Consider the following 16,618-nt stretch of genomic DNA (forward strand, 5'->3'; position numbering starts at 1 on the left):
ATCTATACCACCAATGCCGTGGAGGGCTTCCACCGCCAGGTGGATGGGCCGGATGGTTGAGACCACCCAAAACGGAAAATTTGAGCCACCCAATATTTTGATATAGTGTTATGAAATTCAGATTTTTGTATTATGTTAAAGTGTGCTCAATATTATCCGGCGAAGGTGGTATACTATGTCCGGCGTTTCCACTCAGGGTTCATCTCAGCCTCTGTATCGACTATTTTTTGCGTGTAATCATTTATTTTTTTGTCTCCATGGCAAAACCGGCCCAGTAAGTTTGCCGCACTTGAACCACTCATCCCGGCAAAAAGTATTTTTTCGCAATTATCTTCCAATACAATTCTGATCATACCGGATAACGTGTCTGGAAGGTCATCCCAATTTATCGGGAAATCATCAAAGTCATTTTTGGTGAAAACCACTTTCTTTCCATTTGTTTTCTCACAATGAATCAGCTTCTCTTCAAGAATTTGATGGATCTTGTTATGGACAATAGTAGTCTTACGATAGAAATCGTCCTGTTGGGGCAGTAGGATATCATCCACCAAAGGATTGAAGTCGCCAATTACCCCTCCTTGAATATAGCCAATTCCTGTTTCAACATCCAGAACTTTTGAAAGTTGCATTTCTCTTTCATCGTAGCGCTCAAGAAAAGCCTCTTTAAATTTAGATAGATTATCGTCTGTCTTTTGAAGGGTTAGTTTATTCATTAATACCATTCCTCTTTTCAAGGACTTCATAAGGCTAAATGAAAGTTTGTTCTCCTCGGGCCTCAGCTCCAAATCAGTCTGAAATAAAAATCGGATATCGAAGGGTGTCGGATTGTCCTTGATTTTGTCGCTAAGGGAGATGTAGGTGTTCGGCGGGTTGCACAAGCGTTTATCCAAATCCTTCAACCGCATTCCGATGTCGGTTAATAATTTAACTTCCTCATTGGAGTTTTTTAATTTTTTTAAAACCTCTAAAATATGGGACATAAATTCTGGACCCGAAACCGAGGGCTCCAACTCACTTATGAGCAATTGGCTATCCAATAACTCCTCAATAAAACCTTCTGCTACCTCACGTGATATTTCTTCTTCAATCAGTACTTCGGTAAGTTCTTGAATATTTGCACCGACCTTTGCCTTGGCAAATATTTTTTGCAGGTAGTCGGAATTTTCAACCTCGACCACGTGATGCTGCCTGATATTGTTAATATAATAATACTCAACGTATCTTATCTGATCTCCTGTTTGGTAGATACTTGTATTTGGAAAGAACATCAATTCTTCACGAATCTGTTTTTTTTTAGAGATATCTTGAGAGAGTGCCACTAGATAATTCATATCCAAACGGGTGTGTCTTTTATTCTGGACTGGGCTCGAATTCCTTATGGATGTATGATCACCAAAAGACCCTAAACTACAACCTGCAAAAAGACCAAAAGGTGTACAACGAGTGCACATTCTGGTCAGGTATTTAAAAAATGACAGCCTAACTTTATCTTCTTTAACGGTATCCAGCTCACCTTTCACCCATTTTTCCAACTCAAAGAAAAGAGTTGGAGATGCCAAAAAGCAGGACTCCTTTATCAATGGATCATTGAAGCATTCCTTTAAGGCTTCATCGGAGACATATTCATCTTGCGTTAGTTTTTTATAATAATCAAAACTTAACAAGGGCGTTCTAAGAACATAGTTTGAGAAAAATTTATAGGGATTCTTATTTTTGTTCATTTTTTTTGTTAACTAATCATTAGACATTCGTCCCATTTAGTAGTATTCTCGGAAAGGTAATCGATGATCACCAAACCTATTCCAGCTATTCCTTCTAATAAAGAAAGCTCAGGAGACCACTTCTGTTGTGATGGATACCATTGCTTGTAACCACAATAACCATCCTTGTGGGTCGCTTTTTGGATGCCGTCCTCAATCCAAAATTTATACGAACCTTGAAAGGTCCTATCAGATTTTTTTCTTTGTAGTTTGTCGTATATCAATGCGTTTCCGTAAGATCCATGGCAAATGGAAGCATCGTTCACCAAAGTGTCTTTAGGTAATTTTCTTTTTGTTGTCTGTTTTAAAACCCTTAGGGAGTAGTTCATTAATTGATTATCCGAGATGGATTCTGCCACGCGTAAAAGCGAAAGGCCGATTCCCAGATCTCCGTAACACCATGCCACCCTTCCATTGTAATCTATCTTTTCACCAGGCTCTACCCAACTGGGAAAAAGTGCAAAATTGTTTATATCCTTATTTTCTAAGTTGGTTATGTAGCTGACACCTCCTTGAATTAAGGCTAAAGTGGTTTTTTTTTCAATTCCGGTATGGTATAGCCGTGCCAAATAATTAAGTATGCTGGAGATCCCATGAGAAAGGGACAGATTATAGCCTTTGTTCCTTTTGTGTATGTCGAGAATAGACTCCCAAGTTAAACCACTATCCGTTTTGATCGATAAATCGTTAAGATAGGCTAAAGACTCCAATAGATAGGCCTTATAGCGTTTTTTTAAGTCGACATCCCCAGTGCTTTCAAATCTACTTAAAAAGTAAAATGCATAACCAAGTGCTCCATGTAGGAAATCATAGTTGCCAATCTTGAATTCAGCCAACATGTAGTTATAGAGATATTCATCAAATGGGGAAAGTAGCTCATCACAATCTAACTGGATAAAATTAGAGTTGTTCAAATGTTGAATGGTCCAGCCGAAACCAGTGATACCAGTTGAATAAGTGGGATTGGAATAGCCTGAGTTAATTTTTTCAATACCAAATGAAAGCATTTCCAGACCAATATTTGAACTGTCCCCATCCTCTAGATATTTTGAGTAATAAAACTGGAACATGGCCAATCCCGAAAGCCCTGCCAAAACCCCCAATTCAGTTTGACTCGTATATTTTGAAACAATGATTTCGCCGATATCATCCAAAGTCTTTTTAAAATGTTTAGTATATTTCATTTGAAAACCATTCTTGACATTTTTGTATAGTAAATTTCTTTCTTTTCAATAAAGAAATTACTTATTTGTTGAAAATATAAAATAAATTACTATTAGTCTTCATTGAAAGGATGAAAAATGTAGCTATCATCATTCCAATAACGGTAATAATTTATTTATCTCTATCTAGACTTGAGTTTTTGAGCAATTACGTTTTATAGAAAATGCAAATAGCAACCAACAAGCCTCGGACTTTAGTTATTTGGTGCTAGGCATCAACTCAATTATTACAATGCTTTGATTATTACAACCATGAAAGAAGATAACAATCCATCGACTATGAAAGACCTATTGATCTATTTAAAAGACCGGCTTGATAATTATATGTTAGTTTTGTAGAGAAACTGTCCTGAAGGTTGGGGTATCTACAGGACTTCCAAATTAAGTAAAGGTGAATCAATTATATTTAATTTAACGTTTTATTTAATTTTCCAAACAAGTTCAGTTTATATGCTCCTCCTAGGGTAGTATATTAAACTCAATTAATTATACTTGTGGACCCAATTTCACCATCTGATGAAATAGCACTTGCTTTAATTTTAATTACAGAATTATTAAGTAATTCGGGAACGGTAATAATAGCCTCTCCTTTCTCATCTGTTTCCAATTTAGGATTCCAATACAATAAATTAGTATTTTGTTCTCTTCTTTTAGAAAGTCGTTCCTTGTATTCACTAAAATTAAGCGGGACGGTATAACCTTCAAAAGCCATTTCACCCTCCTTTCTGGAGAAGGAATCCAATTCACTTCCAGTTCGAGTATATATTACGAAGACCCCACCAGAACCTCTGGTACCATAGATTGCTGCATCTGGTCCTGTTAGTAATTCAATTCTTTCAATATCCCGTGGATTGGCCAAAGCCATAATGTCGGTTAAGGAATTTTGAGTTTCATTTCTATTCCCCAAGCCTGAATCAATTGTTGTTCCGCCTCCTCTCTGAGATAATGGAAAACCGTCCAAAACCCATAAAACAGGTCCGGAAGCACTTACGACTCTTAGAGAAGGATTTAATGTTTCGGCTCCAGTTATCACGACTCCTGAAAACTCAGAAAGCAACTGAATAAGGCTCTTAGGCTTTTCAAAATCTTGGTATTTCACACGCTGGGGAGGTACTTCAATACCATATACAGAGGGAGTGTATTTTTTCTTTTTATTATTTTTTTCAACTACTTCCACCTCATCCAATACAATAGTTTTTCCTGTTGAGTCAATATCAAAATTTTCGAAGATGATGTTCTGGCGATTGTCCTGCCGCACTGGATTTTTTATGACATAGGGTATCAAAGTGTTGGTTTTTTTATCCTTATCGTTAATAGGTATTATTTTCACCAATCTAGATTTAACATCTTCACCTTCTGTTCTGGCAATTAAGGTTGCATTTCCACTGATTTGGATATTCTCTAATTTTAGTAGGCCTTGGGCATCCGTTTTTACTTCTCCAATCCAAACATCATTTTCATTAGTCACTACTACTTGGATTTTTGAATTACTTAATAATGTGTTGTTCAAATCATATGCGTAACCAATAATTTCCAGTCCTTTCTGTAATGAAAATAATGCTTTTGCAGTAATGTCCTTTTCTGAAGAAGAAATTTCAATATCATCAATACATGACAGCAGGCTCAGGTCTTTTAAAAAAGTATCTTTTCTGTAGCTTGATATTTTGTTTTTTTCAAAGCTTTCCCCAAATGTGAACAAACTGGTACGTTCATAAATATTTTGATTCCAATTCTTTGTGATATCAGGTTGGTATCTATTGACACTAATAGCCAACTGTGATTTTACTGGAGAGTCATTATAATTAGTTACTTTTATTTTATAGGTTTTCATATTCTTGTTTATTGGATTGATATCTATATTCAATCTTTCTCCATCTATCCAAATTGGTCTAATCGCAAGAACAGAACCAAGACTATCTACTAACTTTAAAGTAAAAATGCCAGAAGGGAAATTTAACTTGGAAAGTTTAACATCTAAAATTCTGGTTTTACTGAAATCTAATCTCTTTTCAAAATATTTCAATCCTCCTGATATTCCAATTAACTTTACGTCTGAGTCTACAACTCCTTCTGAAGCAGTAATTTGAATTTTGGTAGTATTTGCTTCTAGATTGTTTACACGTACAAGAAAACCCTCTTCTTTTGCATTTGGAATTGGAGTTAGAGTTCCGTCTTCTAATTCTAACTTATAAGTTTTCCCTTTCTTTGGTCTAAAAGTCGTAGAGCCAAGACCCGAAGAATAAAAAGAAATTTCAGCTATCTCTATTTTTTTTTCATCTATTATTTTTCCTTTACTTCTTGTTTTTTGTACTTGATTTGATGGGATTTTAATAACAACCCTATTTTCAAGACCATTCAAAAGAACACCTCCTTCAGGTATTATAGAAATCCCAGAGGTTTTATTTTTTTGCTCTTCAATTCCTGTCACAACTCCTATCTGAATTTTCTTCCATGCTGCGAAATCAGGGCCATAATTCTTTGACCAACGAGTATAGGCTTTAACGGTATATCTTCCTGCTTCAATATTCTCAAGTGGTTCTATCTGTCCATGAACAATCCCTGCGTTTACTTTATGAAACTGGCGTTTTAACAAAATACCATTATCTTCTAAAACTTCTATAATTAAGACTCCACTTTTGGTATATCTTTTAAGTTGTTTTCCAGATGCTAGGTACGCTTTAAAAAATATAGGTTCATTTGGATTAACGTGGGTGTTTGCAATTTGTAAAATCACGCGTTCTGGCCATAATGTCAAGGAATCTTTAAAATTTTCCTGAAAATTAATTAATGGTTCATTCCATTTTCGGTTAGTTTTAAAAACTAAGGTTTGAGCAGATACCGCTGCTGTTGTAATAATTAAAATAAAAACAAAGAATGGAAAATCTATTTTTTTCATGATTTCAGTAAATATTTCAACGAAATTAGCACAAATCATAGGGATAGGAAGCTATTTTTGTAAGAATTAAGTTACATGAAAATACAAAATATCAAAGAAAAACTTGTAGGTGATTTGGAATTTATTCTAAAATGTAGTGAATATTGTCCAAACGAGTAATTCATCTCCTTCTCTATAACCTAGAGCTTTTACTATGCTGACAAAATTGGAACTTTTAGACTTTTTAGAAACTTTTTGTTGAAGTAGTTTTTTGTCTACTTGCGCATTAGTCTTGAAAAATATGATAACCAATACAAGTTCAAATAGGTTTTTTATGTGAGTTGATTTCCATTTAAATACTGGCCCAAAGAAAGATTTACAACGGCAAATAATTATCTGAAAATTTGAAAAGGTTATAAAACAATATTATCTGCTGTTTATTAAATTCGCTTTTTGAAGAATTTTTTTATTAAATTCAACCTGCAAAATATCTATAAGTTTTGCATCTGAATGTGCTGTTTTATAGACAGTTTAGAGTTCGGTTAATCAGTATTGGGAAGCAGTATAATGTGTTGATTATTAGTTAGTTGTAAATACTACTTTCTTCCAGTCATCCCGACGAACCGCCATTTTGGCAGAAACAAAGCACTGTTAATTGCATGATTATCAGTGCTTTTCATTTTTTATGATTCCATCTGATATCATTTGAAACCAAGTTTTTGGTGTGCAATAAGGTGTGCACACTGGTACACAGATTGTTGTAGTTTTAGGTATGAACGATTGAGGTTAAAGGGCAGTCCGACCAGTAACAATTGTTCAATTAAAACGATTACAACATGCGGACAGACAGTACTTTAGGAATCAATTTCTTCGTCAGGAAAAAGCGCAATGACCCGAGCATATACGATATATATGTTCGCATAACGGTCAATAAGGAGCGTGCAGAAATCAGTATCAAACGGGACATTCCGGTGTGCAATTGGGACAAAATTCGTGGAAAAGCGTTCCCAACCAGTAGAATCATGGAAGATTTGAACGCATATCTTGATACCGTTTATGGGGAAATCCTCAATGTTCATAGGGAGTTGCACATGGAAAGGGCATTGATAACGGCAAGATTGATCAAGGCCAGGTATGTCGGGGAGGATGAAGTGAACCATACCCTTTTGGAGCTTTTCGAATACCACAATACAAACATGGTCAATACCCTAAAGCCCGGAACTATGAAGAATTACTATTCCACAGAGAAATATTTAAAGATTTACATCTCTACAAAACTAAGGACCAGCGATGTACCACTCAGCAATCTAAAGCACAAGTTCATTTTGGATTTCGAAAACTATATCAGGACTTTCAAACCAAAGAAGAATCGCAAGACCTGTACCAACAATGGAACCATGAAGCACTTGGAACGCTTGATGAAGGTTGTGCGATTGGGTGTCAGGTTGGAATGGTTGGACAAAGACCCGTTTCGAAACTTCAAGCTACGTTTCAACAAATTTGACCGAAACTATCTTACACAAAGAGAAATCGATCTGATTGACGAAACCACTTTCACAAGCATAGGTAGGGAGAGGGTAAAGGATGTCTTTCTTTTCAGTTGCTATACGGGACTCACCTTTATGGACATCAAGCTTCTTACCAAGGACAATATCAGCAAAGGTATCGATCGTAACTATTGGATTTATACCAAGCGGATAAAGACCAATGAGCCTGTAAAGATTCCAATGCTTCCCAGAGCCGTGGAGATCATGAAGAAATATGAAGAGGCACCAATGGAGGATATTGGTCTCTTGCCCGTTTATAGCAACCAAAAGACCAATGCATATTTAAAGGAAATAGCAAAGGCCTGTGGGATATACAAGAACGTATCCTTTCACATGGCCCGACATACATTTGCGACAACCGTAACCTTGTCCAATGGTGTCCCAATTGAAACGGTATCAAAGATGTTGGGACACAGTAAACTCTCGACCACCCAAATTTATGCAAGGGTCTTACAAGAGAAAATAGGGGAGGACATGCAGAAGGTGATGCAGATTTATTCCAAGAAATCAGTACAAGACATTAAGTCTGGGATTCAATGATCAGTTTTCAAAATAGTAGGGATTGTCACAAGCTTTCTAAAAATATATCAGGTTTTAAAAAATATGTGGATTATACCATGCGTATGTTGGTGGAAAGAATAAAAACACTCATTATTTATTTAAACTTTGCCAAAGGTCTCATTTATGGCTCATTGTTGTGGCACGTTTATTCTGTCCTTATGAACGAATATTCATCCCCATCATTCATTTGATTTTTAAAGTCTTCCCTGAACATTTTTAGGTAATTATCGTCATCAGGCCTTACATTATACCATGTAATTTTATTTCTATTAATTAATCCATATTTGGTAATAGAAATGTTAAATCTTCCGGAATCAAGATTGTGACTCTTTAATTCTACAATATAAAACCTCAACAGTTTCATCCGATTATCAACAAAATTTGGATGTATGGCCATATTCACACCTTTATAATCAGTTTGGATGCTGGGATACATTAATATGTCAGTTGCATAGTTATGAGGTGGATTTAAGGAACGATATGCTAGTGCTGCGGATAATTCATAATTAGCATCATTTATAAATGCATTGTGTAGGAACTTTAGGAGCTCTATCAGACCCAGCACTTGATCATCAGTAATTCCATTAAAAAGAGTTTGGAATTGTTCTATTTCAGCATCTCTTAATGATTTATAATCACTACCATCAAGTAATGGCATATGTAAAAAGGATTGAAAAATAATTTCATTTTCGGAATCATCGAGCTCCCATTTGGACAGGCAATACTTTATTGAACTATAATCATTATTCCGCACAACTTCTTTTAGGGCTACCAGTGGGTTGTCTGAACAATAGAAAACTGGACTGTTCGGAAAATTACATCTATTGAAGCCAGTTAATTTGATTGGTGGATAACTGTGTTCTGAAAAGAGATTGATATCCGTAAAGGAACTTACAGCTCTTACCCTATAAAACGGTAAAAGAAATTTAGATGGTTTAAGTCTTTTAAGGATATTAGGGATAAATTCAAAGTCAGTGAAGATAATATCTTGAACCGCTTTTATATACTCCTTTGTTGTCGAATAGTTATTGAACATAGGCCAATCGACATTTTGAAGTTTCTCTACATATCTCTTAGCATCTTCATATCCTGGAATATTATAAGAATCCTTCATCAATGTTTAATTGTACTACAACTTGTTTATAGAGATGTAAAATACATCTATTATCTAAAATTATTTTTTTGGTGATGATAAAGCTATTAATTTGAAATGAACTCAATCGAAGTTGATTAATTTATGGCGTCCTATTTAATGGGACAATTGAAAAGATTCTTGAACAAAGAGCTTAGCGGATTATACAAAAATCATTGGGACATTTATTGTCATATGTTCTTAGGAGTCCTTAAAACCACTAAATGTTGTTTAAATGCTGGGGCCAGCGGTCACAGGTCGTAGCGGTTTTCCACTTTTTGGAAAAGCGGTAGAGCAAGAGGGTAACAGGCTAACGCCATGTTTCATGTATGTGATTTTTTACAAAGCATTTATTTTCAATTAATTATATAGTTTTTAAAAATTATTTAAAGGGAGATATTTGAATTTTTTCACGGAAAAATACCGACAGCCCAATAAAATCGACAAATTTTTCACGAAAAAATGGATGGGCCTGGTAAATCAAGACCTATCAATCTAATTAAGAGAGCGGCTTGATAATATGTTAGTTTTATAGAAAATCTATCCTAAAATCGGGGTATCTACAGTTTTAATTTTTCCTAATCGCTTTGATACTTGTAAATAAGGAAATTATTATCAAAGAATACATAATCAAAATGTTCCATCCCGATATATTAAGGGAATTAAATGTCTCAAAACTTTTCTTGATATATAATTCATAATCCAATCCCGTTTTCGAACCAAAGTATATCAAGATAAGTAGTGAGTATATGGAAACTACAACTATTGCTCTTTTAAAATATTCTTGTGCCATAGTCATATTATCTACTTTTTCATTAATTACTAGTGAATTATGATTTATTTTATTTGATATTTTAACTATTAATTTTTTGAAATAATCATCTTGCTTTTCTCTAATTAAAAAGTCATTTATGGATATAGAAAAATATGCTTTTCGTTCCAAAGTTTTTAAGGCAAACCAAATTGTTCTAGACATATAGACTGATAGGATAAATAGAATAAAAACTAATATAAGTAGGATAAAATTGAAATTATCAACCTTTATTATAACAGTCGTTACACCTAAAATTACAGCTGTTACAACACTAATGATACTAATGAATAATGAAGATTTACTCTCTATATTCTTTCTGCGCTCTTCTTCAGATTTATAATTTTCTATAGCATATTTAAGTGTTTCTTCAAGATGTCTTTTATCAACATTAATATCTTTTTCCTCTAATTTTTTTCTAGGTTTGATTTCCTCTTTTTCAAGAAGAGGCCAGAAAAATTCACGAATTTGACTAAAAATTTTCATTCTTTAAAAGTGTTACTATTTCCTTCGAGATTGGATAGCCCGTTTGATTTTCAATCCAAGCCCATTGACCATTAGGGTTTATTTCTAAAAAAATATAGTTTCCTGATTTATCCAAAATAAAATCTATTGCACCATACCTCAAATTTAATTTTCTTAATAGACTGATGCATTTATTTTCTACCTGTTTTGGTAAATTAATTTTTTGGTGGTTTAATGGTTTTTCACCTTTTCTCCAATCTGTTTTAGTTGAGTCATTTGATTGTGAATCTATCAATGTCGAAAAGATTTTATTTCCAACTACAATTACCCTTATATCCCCTTTCTTTTTTATCTCGGTTTGCAAAAAATTGGGACTTACTTTAATTTTATTATCAGATGTCGGTAAGATTTTGAGCTTATTGGTAAATACAACTTTTGATTCTTTTTCGTCATCAATCAGACCTGATTTGACTGGTTTGATAATACATTCTTCATTATTCTTTGAATAGAAGGATCTAATATTCTTTGCAGAATTCGAAATAATGCTTTCTGGAATTTTAAAACCTAAAGATTCGGCTAATTGTAACTGGTAAATTTTGTTTTCTGCTTCCCTAATGGAATATAAAGGACTAATCCAATAAGCATTTTTCAATATTTTATAGACGCCTTCTAAACTAAAAATTATTTCATTTTGTATAAACTTTAATTCTCCATTGGTTAATCCTTCATTAGAAATTAATGGTAATTCTGGTCTTCTATAATAGACTGAAGAAAATGATGTTAAATCTATATTTAACTCCTGATTAGAATCAAAAATTGAATATTTTTTTGAGGAGAGATCTATAGTTAATTCTAAGGATTTTGTTAGCTCCTCTGTATTAAATCTATAGAAATCTATATTTTCTTTTTTTAGACTTCTAATTATAAAATCTGAGGTTATATCTGATTTATTAGTTATTACTAAAACTTTCGTCATCTCTTTCTTGCTTAACCAAGGTTTTTGTTTGAAGTTCTAGAGTTGTATTTGCCTCATCATCTCTTTCTTGTTTTACTTCTGTTTTCGTTTGAAGTTCTAAAATGCTTTGGTTGTTATCATCACTTTCTTGCTTAACTTTTGTTTTTGTGAGTAAGGAAATATCATCATTATTTGTTTCGATGAAAATTTTTTGTTTTCCTTTTATCGTTACGACATTTAATGATTGATTAAAATCATATTCATAATATTTAGTGGCTATACCTTTTCTAGTTTCAGAATAATCTAATAATAAGGACTTCATAATTTTGTTTTAAATGTTTGCCAACGGTCTCGTAGAACCTTCATTTACAGGTTGATATGCGTTAATTTTCGGTTTGACACAGGCTTTAGCAATTCCGAGTGGATTCGGACGTAGTCGAATCCGAAGTAATTGCGGTTACATTTTTAGCAAACGTATTTTATTTTGCAACTCCAACATACTTCATTACGAATGGTTCAACCTTTCCTTTTGGTACTTCTAATATTGTCATTGTCCCGTCTTCTTTAAGTCGATGATGATTAATTTTTTTAGTCAGATTATTTTCTTTGAGATGATAAACAATGATATATCCGTTGATTATAATTGAGTATGATGTCGAATCTCCAATCTTATGTTTTCTTGGTTGTCCAATGAAAGTCGAAAAATTTGCATCAGGATCTAATTTGGTTATGGATATTATAATGTCAAGATCTTTTCCAGGGTCTTCATTTAGAAGACAATTTGCAATTTTATCAGCATAAGGTCCAAGGTCAACTTCCGCATATTCGTCTCTACTGGAAATATGTGCTCTCCAAAGAAGGGATAACAAAAATAATTTGAAAGAACTATAATTTATTTTCGAAAGTTCTAGTGTCTTTATTCCGTCCACAGATAAAGAGTAATGGCATTTTATTTTTTCGTTTTTATTTAACCGTCCATTGTAAAGTTTTGAAGCATAAGTTTCATGTTTTCCAATTGTTTCATTATCACACTTTTTACATAAGAGTCCACCTTCATAAGTACCTGATGATGGTTTTGAAACTCTTGGGTTCTTTTTTAAAAATTCTTTCGGGTCAAAAGCTCTTAGTTTATGATGTTCATCGAACATATCTTTGTGAAGAAAATCCGACATAATATGGGACTTTTTTATTAAGTTCTTTTCTTCTTTGCAAAGTCGGCAGGTTGGTTTCGTCATATGTTTGCTAGCGGTCTCGTATAACCGTCAGTTAGGTTATTATGCGTTAATTTTCGGTTACATTGTTGTAAACACAGCTTTTTTCATTTTCTAATTCTATTTACTTTGACATAAAACCAAGGAACAGGTTCAGCGTTCATTGGGTCATTTAAAAACCCAATAATTTGATTCCAATTCTCAACTTTTTCAAAAAGTCCGAATTCGTTTATTTTAAGTCCAAATTTATCTTTTAAGTCATTTGCCAAGTCATTACAATGAAAAGAATGGAAGTCTCCACTTATTTCAATTCCGATTATGTCGTAACCTAAAAATTCGTCTTTTTCTAAATCAAGCTCTTTGTTCTTAAGTTTGCCATAAATTCCAATTTCTCCGCTATTTGATTCAGTCGGTTTTATCATTTCCAGAGCTGCGTTCAAATTTGATTCGGGAAAGCTGATACTTAATATTTCAAAGTAAGAATCATTCGGGAAGAACTTTTCTTTGTATTCAGTCAATGTTTTTAAGTCCGAAAAAGTGTTTATCCAACCGAGTTTTTCTTCGTCCAATTTTTTGTCTGCCCAAACTTGTATTTCCTCAACATTTTTATCAGTCAGATTAAACGTTAGTTTAGTTTCTTCTAATTCTTTCTTTTCTGTTGCTGCCCAAGAAATTGCCCAAGAGTCAAAAAAAGAGTCATTTATACAACGACTACAAGTATAGATTTCCGACCCTTTAATCGTTCCATATTCGACAGGTTTTAATTTAATCAGATAATATGCTCCAATGTAGTATTTCACTCGGTTTTTGACATTGTTTACAACGGTTAGTATAAGAATATTAGCGGATTTTATACGCTTACTTTTCGGTTTATTACTGTTGTTTGTTTTATAAATTTCACTTTCGTTTTAGCGATTAAACCGCTATTATTTTTGTACAATGTTAGGCCTGCTATTTATGTTCCAATTCTAAATTCAGGTTCAATCCAGTCCTTTTCCCAGTTCAGTTTTTCTGAAATACAAAAAATTTGATGATGCTCTCTTAAATAGCCATTAATAATTTCATTTTTTCCGCTGTTGTCGTCCAATGAAATCGCATTTTCAATTGAATAAGTCGCATTTTGGGTTAGATTAAAAGAACCAGTCCAGGCAGAAACAGCTTTGTAGCTGAAACTCTCCACCTTTTCACTTTCTTTTACACGGCAGAAAACCAAAAATTTGTTGTGCATTCTCGGGAATGCTGGTTTTTTCTCTGAATTATGATTTCCGACACATCTAATTCCATCCACAGTGGGGTCAGCACAAACGCTTAAATCTCCCATTGGCGACTTAAACATAAATCTCTCCATATCACAATTTACTTGATTATATTTTTGTTGTAAAGTCGATTTCCAATCACTTTTATTTTTGTAATTCATGTCTGGTCTTAAAAAATCCTCTTTTTGAACTACAATTTGAACATTTTTACATTTTGCTAAAGCGTTTAAAATTCGATAAGATGTTAACCAAGCAACACAGCCAACAATTAAGTCATCCTTAAATTCTAAAATTTTGTCTATTAAAGATTGTTCAATATTCCTAAAATGTGTTTCAACACTGTCAAAATTCGGTGAGTCTACTTTAGCTGAATTATTTTGAGAAACAATCATTTCATTCGCTCCGATTGTGTCAGTATAATATCGGTCGTTGGGAATCACAAAGTCATTTAAATTGTCTTTAGCGTTTTTCATTTTAGTAAGTTCTTTTTGTAATTCCGAAGAAGTCAATGGATGTTCTCGATGTTTTTTCATAATTGTGCCTAACTTGAATATATACCCAACTTTTATTAGTATATTTTACTAATTTGGTTAGCTATGCCCAGAAAATTACTGGACGAACATTAAATTTGGGGGAGATTAAGCTAAATGTAAGAAATTTCAATTAATTGTTAAGTGTGGAATTCTGTAAGGCTTTTAAATAATGTCATGAAATGAAAGATTTAGCTTCCAAAACTTGATCGCTTTCTTTTTTGTTTTGCTTCGCAAAAGAAAAATGTAAAGCAAGAGGGTGATGCGCAAATTGCGCCATCACGGTTGTTTTCGGGTCTTCAACAAGTTGAAAACCAGTTAATTAAAAAAATTTCGGAATACTGTACAAAATCAGGGTTTACAGTAGACTTTTCCAAAATCTACTGTAAACCCTTTGGGAAGCCCTGTAAACACTGAGAATTTTTGACGAAAAAATTGACGCAATTTCACTAAAAAACAAAATCGCACCTATGGAAAAGCAATCAACAAATGAGAGAACAAAGAAAGGAAGCGGTGGTTATTCCAATATCACCATAAAGAAAGAAACGGCCACACGCTTCCGCAATTATTCCAAAAGGTTCAACAAGTCCCATAGCGATGTTTTGGATGGGATGATACAATACTTCAAGGAGAACAACCTTGACCCTTTTGGGGAGGGAACAAAGATCATCCTTGACAGTATCAAAAAGTTGGAGGTGAAAATGATGAAGAAATTCGATAGGCTCATCGCCATTATCAAGAACATGGAAAAGACCAGTATCCGGCCCACCTATGAAATGATGCTCATTCTTTATGAGGCCTATGTAAAGGATGGGAGGACACCTAAACGTGAACCCGTTAAGTTACAGGAAGAGCGAATGGACTTTTTGGAGCCTCGGAACACCGTTCCAAAAGTGGAGCATGAAAGAATGCTGCAAGAATTCAATGAATATAAAAAACGCTGCAATGAAATCCTCCATAATGTCGAGAAGGTGGAGCCGATGATGGGAAAGACCTATCTGAAAATCAATATAGGCATCGGGGATTTTGAAAGCTTGAAACATCAATTAAGATAACGCTCATGTACCTTACCATCTCAGCACAGAAAATGGGCAGTACCTACAACTCCAGTGTAGGGAACTATGTGGACTATCTGGAAAAGGAAAACGAGGACAGATTGCCCGAACTCAGGGAGGAATTCTTTGACCAAGAGAACGACAACGTAAGCCCTCAAACGGTCATCGATGAAATAGATGCCAATACGGCCAAACTAAGGCGGAAGGACCCGAAATTCTATTCCATAGTGGTCAGTCCGAACCAAAGGGAACTTAAGGCTATCGGCAGTGATCCAAATATGCTAAGGGAATACACAAGGAAACTTATGGAGGACTATGCCAAGAGTTTCCATAGGAACCAAGAGGTCAAGGCCGAGAACTTGAAATATTACGCAAAGATCGAGCATGAGCGCACCTATCGCGGCTTTGACAAACAGGTACAGGAGAATGCACCATACCGGGGAGAAATAGCAAGGCTCAGGAATGAGATACGAAAAGTGGAACGGGGCGAATCCATCGGGAATGTCAAAGAGCTTGAAAAGCAGATTGCAGAACAAACAAGATTGGCCCCACACAAACAGAATGGACAGTTGGTGGCCGCAGGGATGCAAAAAGAGGGGCCTCAGACCCATATCCATATCATAGTAAGCAGAAGGGACATAACCAACACCTATACGCTTTCCCCAATGGCAAAACATAAGGCTTCGGAAGTGGAACTAAACGGAAAGATGGTAAAAAGGGGCTTTGATCGGGACAGCTTTTACCAATCGGTCGAGAAGACCTTTGACAGGACAACGGGCTTCAAAAGGAACTATGTGGAATCCTATGTTGGTAGAAAGGCCCATACCAAGGAACCGGGGAAGTTCTTTGCCAAGGTCATGGGGCTGCCCACCAAGGAAAAGGACATGGCCTTTAAACTACTCAAAACAATGGGAGTCAAAGCTCCCAGTATACCGACCAATAAAGTGCAGATTGCGGCCAAGATTATGAAGGCACTTGGGAGGGGTATCGATAAGGCTAGGGGCACAGGTAAGGATATGGGCTACTGAAATCCAAAAAGTAGGTTGCGCCCTATCGTGTTTTTGCTTCACGCTTATCTACCGGAACACTACAAAAACCCGATAGGATCCATGCGCAAAAGTTATGGTAAGAATTGGGACGCTTGCAGCGCAAAACAGGGTTTCGCTCTCCTTTTATTTTGAAAGACAAAGAGTAATTGGTTTGTCATTCCATTTGCTGCACATGTAGGGTGGCCTGC

General features: G+C 34.8%; 13 protein-coding genes. 3 read left to right on the forward strand and 10 right to left on the reverse strand.

What is annotated here, in order from left to right; genetic code table 11:
- Positions 1-173: 173 nt before the first annotated feature.
- From K1F36_RS18600 to K1F36_RS18610, 3 genes are all read right to left on the reverse strand, one after another.
- Entirely contained in the window at positions 174-1,721 is a 1,548-nt protein-coding gene (locus tag K1F36_RS18600; protein WP_220115127.1) for a lantibiotic dehydratase family protein, read from the reverse strand.
- A gap of 8 nt (positions 1,722-1,729) precedes the next feature.
- Positions 1,730-2,944: a lanthionine synthetase C family protein gene (locus K1F36_RS18605; RefSeq protein ID WP_220115128.1), complete on the reverse strand. Its 1,215-nt coding sequence runs from the start codon at positions 2,942-2,944 to the stop codon at positions 1,730-1,732.
- Between the two features lie 517 nt (positions 2,945-3,461).
- Positions 3,462-5,879 carry a TonB-dependent receptor gene (locus tag K1F36_RS18610; protein ID WP_220115129.1) on the reverse strand — a complete coding sequence of 806 codons (2,418 nt, stop codon included), beginning with the start codon at positions 5,877-5,879 and terminating at the stop codon, positions 3,462-3,464.
- An 815-nt stretch (positions 5,880-6,694) separates the two neighbouring features.
- On the opposite strand from K1F36_RS18610, the gene K1F36_RS18615 reads away from it, so the two are divergent.
- Positions 6,695-7,945: a site-specific integrase gene (locus K1F36_RS18615; RefSeq protein ID WP_220115130.1), complete on the forward strand. Its 1,251-nt coding sequence runs from the start codon at positions 6,695-6,697 to the stop codon at positions 7,943-7,945.
- A gap of 166 nt (positions 7,946-8,111) precedes the next feature.
- Here the strand turns inward: K1F36_RS18615 and K1F36_RS18620 are convergent, their stop codons facing one another.
- The 7 genes from K1F36_RS18620 to K1F36_RS18650 form a co-directional block, all read right to left on the reverse strand.
- Positions 8,112-9,080 (reverse strand): RES domain-containing protein, encoded by a 969-nt coding sequence (locus K1F36_RS18620; RefSeq protein ID WP_220115131.1) that lies wholly within the window; start codon positions 9,078-9,080, stop codon positions 8,112-8,114.
- A gap of 586 nt (positions 9,081-9,666) precedes the next feature.
- A complete protein-coding gene (locus K1F36_RS18625) occupies positions 9,667-10,395 on the reverse strand; it encodes a hypothetical protein (protein WP_220115132.1) in 729 nt (242 codons plus the stop codon).
- On the reverse strand, positions 10,382-11,350 hold the full coding sequence (locus K1F36_RS18630) for an MvdC/MvdD family ATP grasp protein (RefSeq protein ID WP_220115133.1): 969 nt from the start codon (positions 11,348-11,350) through the stop codon (positions 10,382-10,384). Before K1F36_RS18630 ends, K1F36_RS18625 begins: the two co-directional genes overlap by 14 nt.
- Positions 11,325-11,651 carry a hypothetical protein gene (locus K1F36_RS18635; protein ID WP_220115134.1) on the reverse strand — a complete coding sequence of 109 codons (327 nt, stop codon included), beginning with the start codon at positions 11,649-11,651 and terminating at the stop codon, positions 11,325-11,327. The genes K1F36_RS18630 and K1F36_RS18635 overlap by 26 nt, the downstream gene beginning before the upstream one ends.
- 157 nt (positions 11,652-11,808) lie before the next feature.
- A complete protein-coding gene (locus K1F36_RS18640) occupies positions 11,809-12,501 on the reverse strand; it encodes a hypothetical protein (RefSeq protein ID WP_220115135.1) in 693 nt (230 codons plus the stop codon).
- A 146-nt stretch (positions 12,502-12,647) separates the two neighbouring features.
- Positions 12,648-13,340: a hypothetical protein gene (locus tag K1F36_RS18645; protein WP_220115136.1), complete on the reverse strand. Its 693-nt coding sequence runs from the start codon at positions 13,338-13,340 to the stop codon at positions 12,648-12,650.
- 155 nt (positions 13,341-13,495) lie between these two features.
- Entirely contained in the window at positions 13,496-14,329 is an 834-nt protein-coding gene (locus tag K1F36_RS18650; protein ID WP_220115137.1) for a phospholipase D-like domain-containing protein, read from the reverse strand.
- A 467-nt stretch (positions 14,330-14,796) separates the two neighbouring features.
- Here K1F36_RS18650 and K1F36_RS18655 point away from each other — a divergent pair, with 467 nt between their 5' ends.
- Positions 14,797-15,381: a BfmA/BtgA family mobilization protein gene (locus K1F36_RS18655; protein WP_220115138.1), complete on the forward strand. Its 585-nt coding sequence runs from the start codon at positions 14,797-14,799 to the stop codon at positions 15,379-15,381.
- Positions 15,382-15,386: 5 nt separating this feature from the next.
- Positions 15,387-16,409 carry a MobB family relaxase gene (gene mobB / locus K1F36_RS18660; RefSeq protein WP_220115139.1) on the forward strand — a complete coding sequence of 341 codons (1,023 nt, stop codon included), beginning with the start codon at positions 15,387-15,389 and terminating at the stop codon, positions 16,407-16,409.
- Positions 16,410-16,618: the final 209 nt, after the last annotated feature.

This window comes from Flagellimonas abyssi, from assembly GCF_019457905.1.
Taxonomy (GTDB): domain Bacteria; phylum Bacteroidota; class Bacteroidia; order Flavobacteriales; family Flavobacteriaceae; genus Flagellimonas; species Flagellimonas abyssi.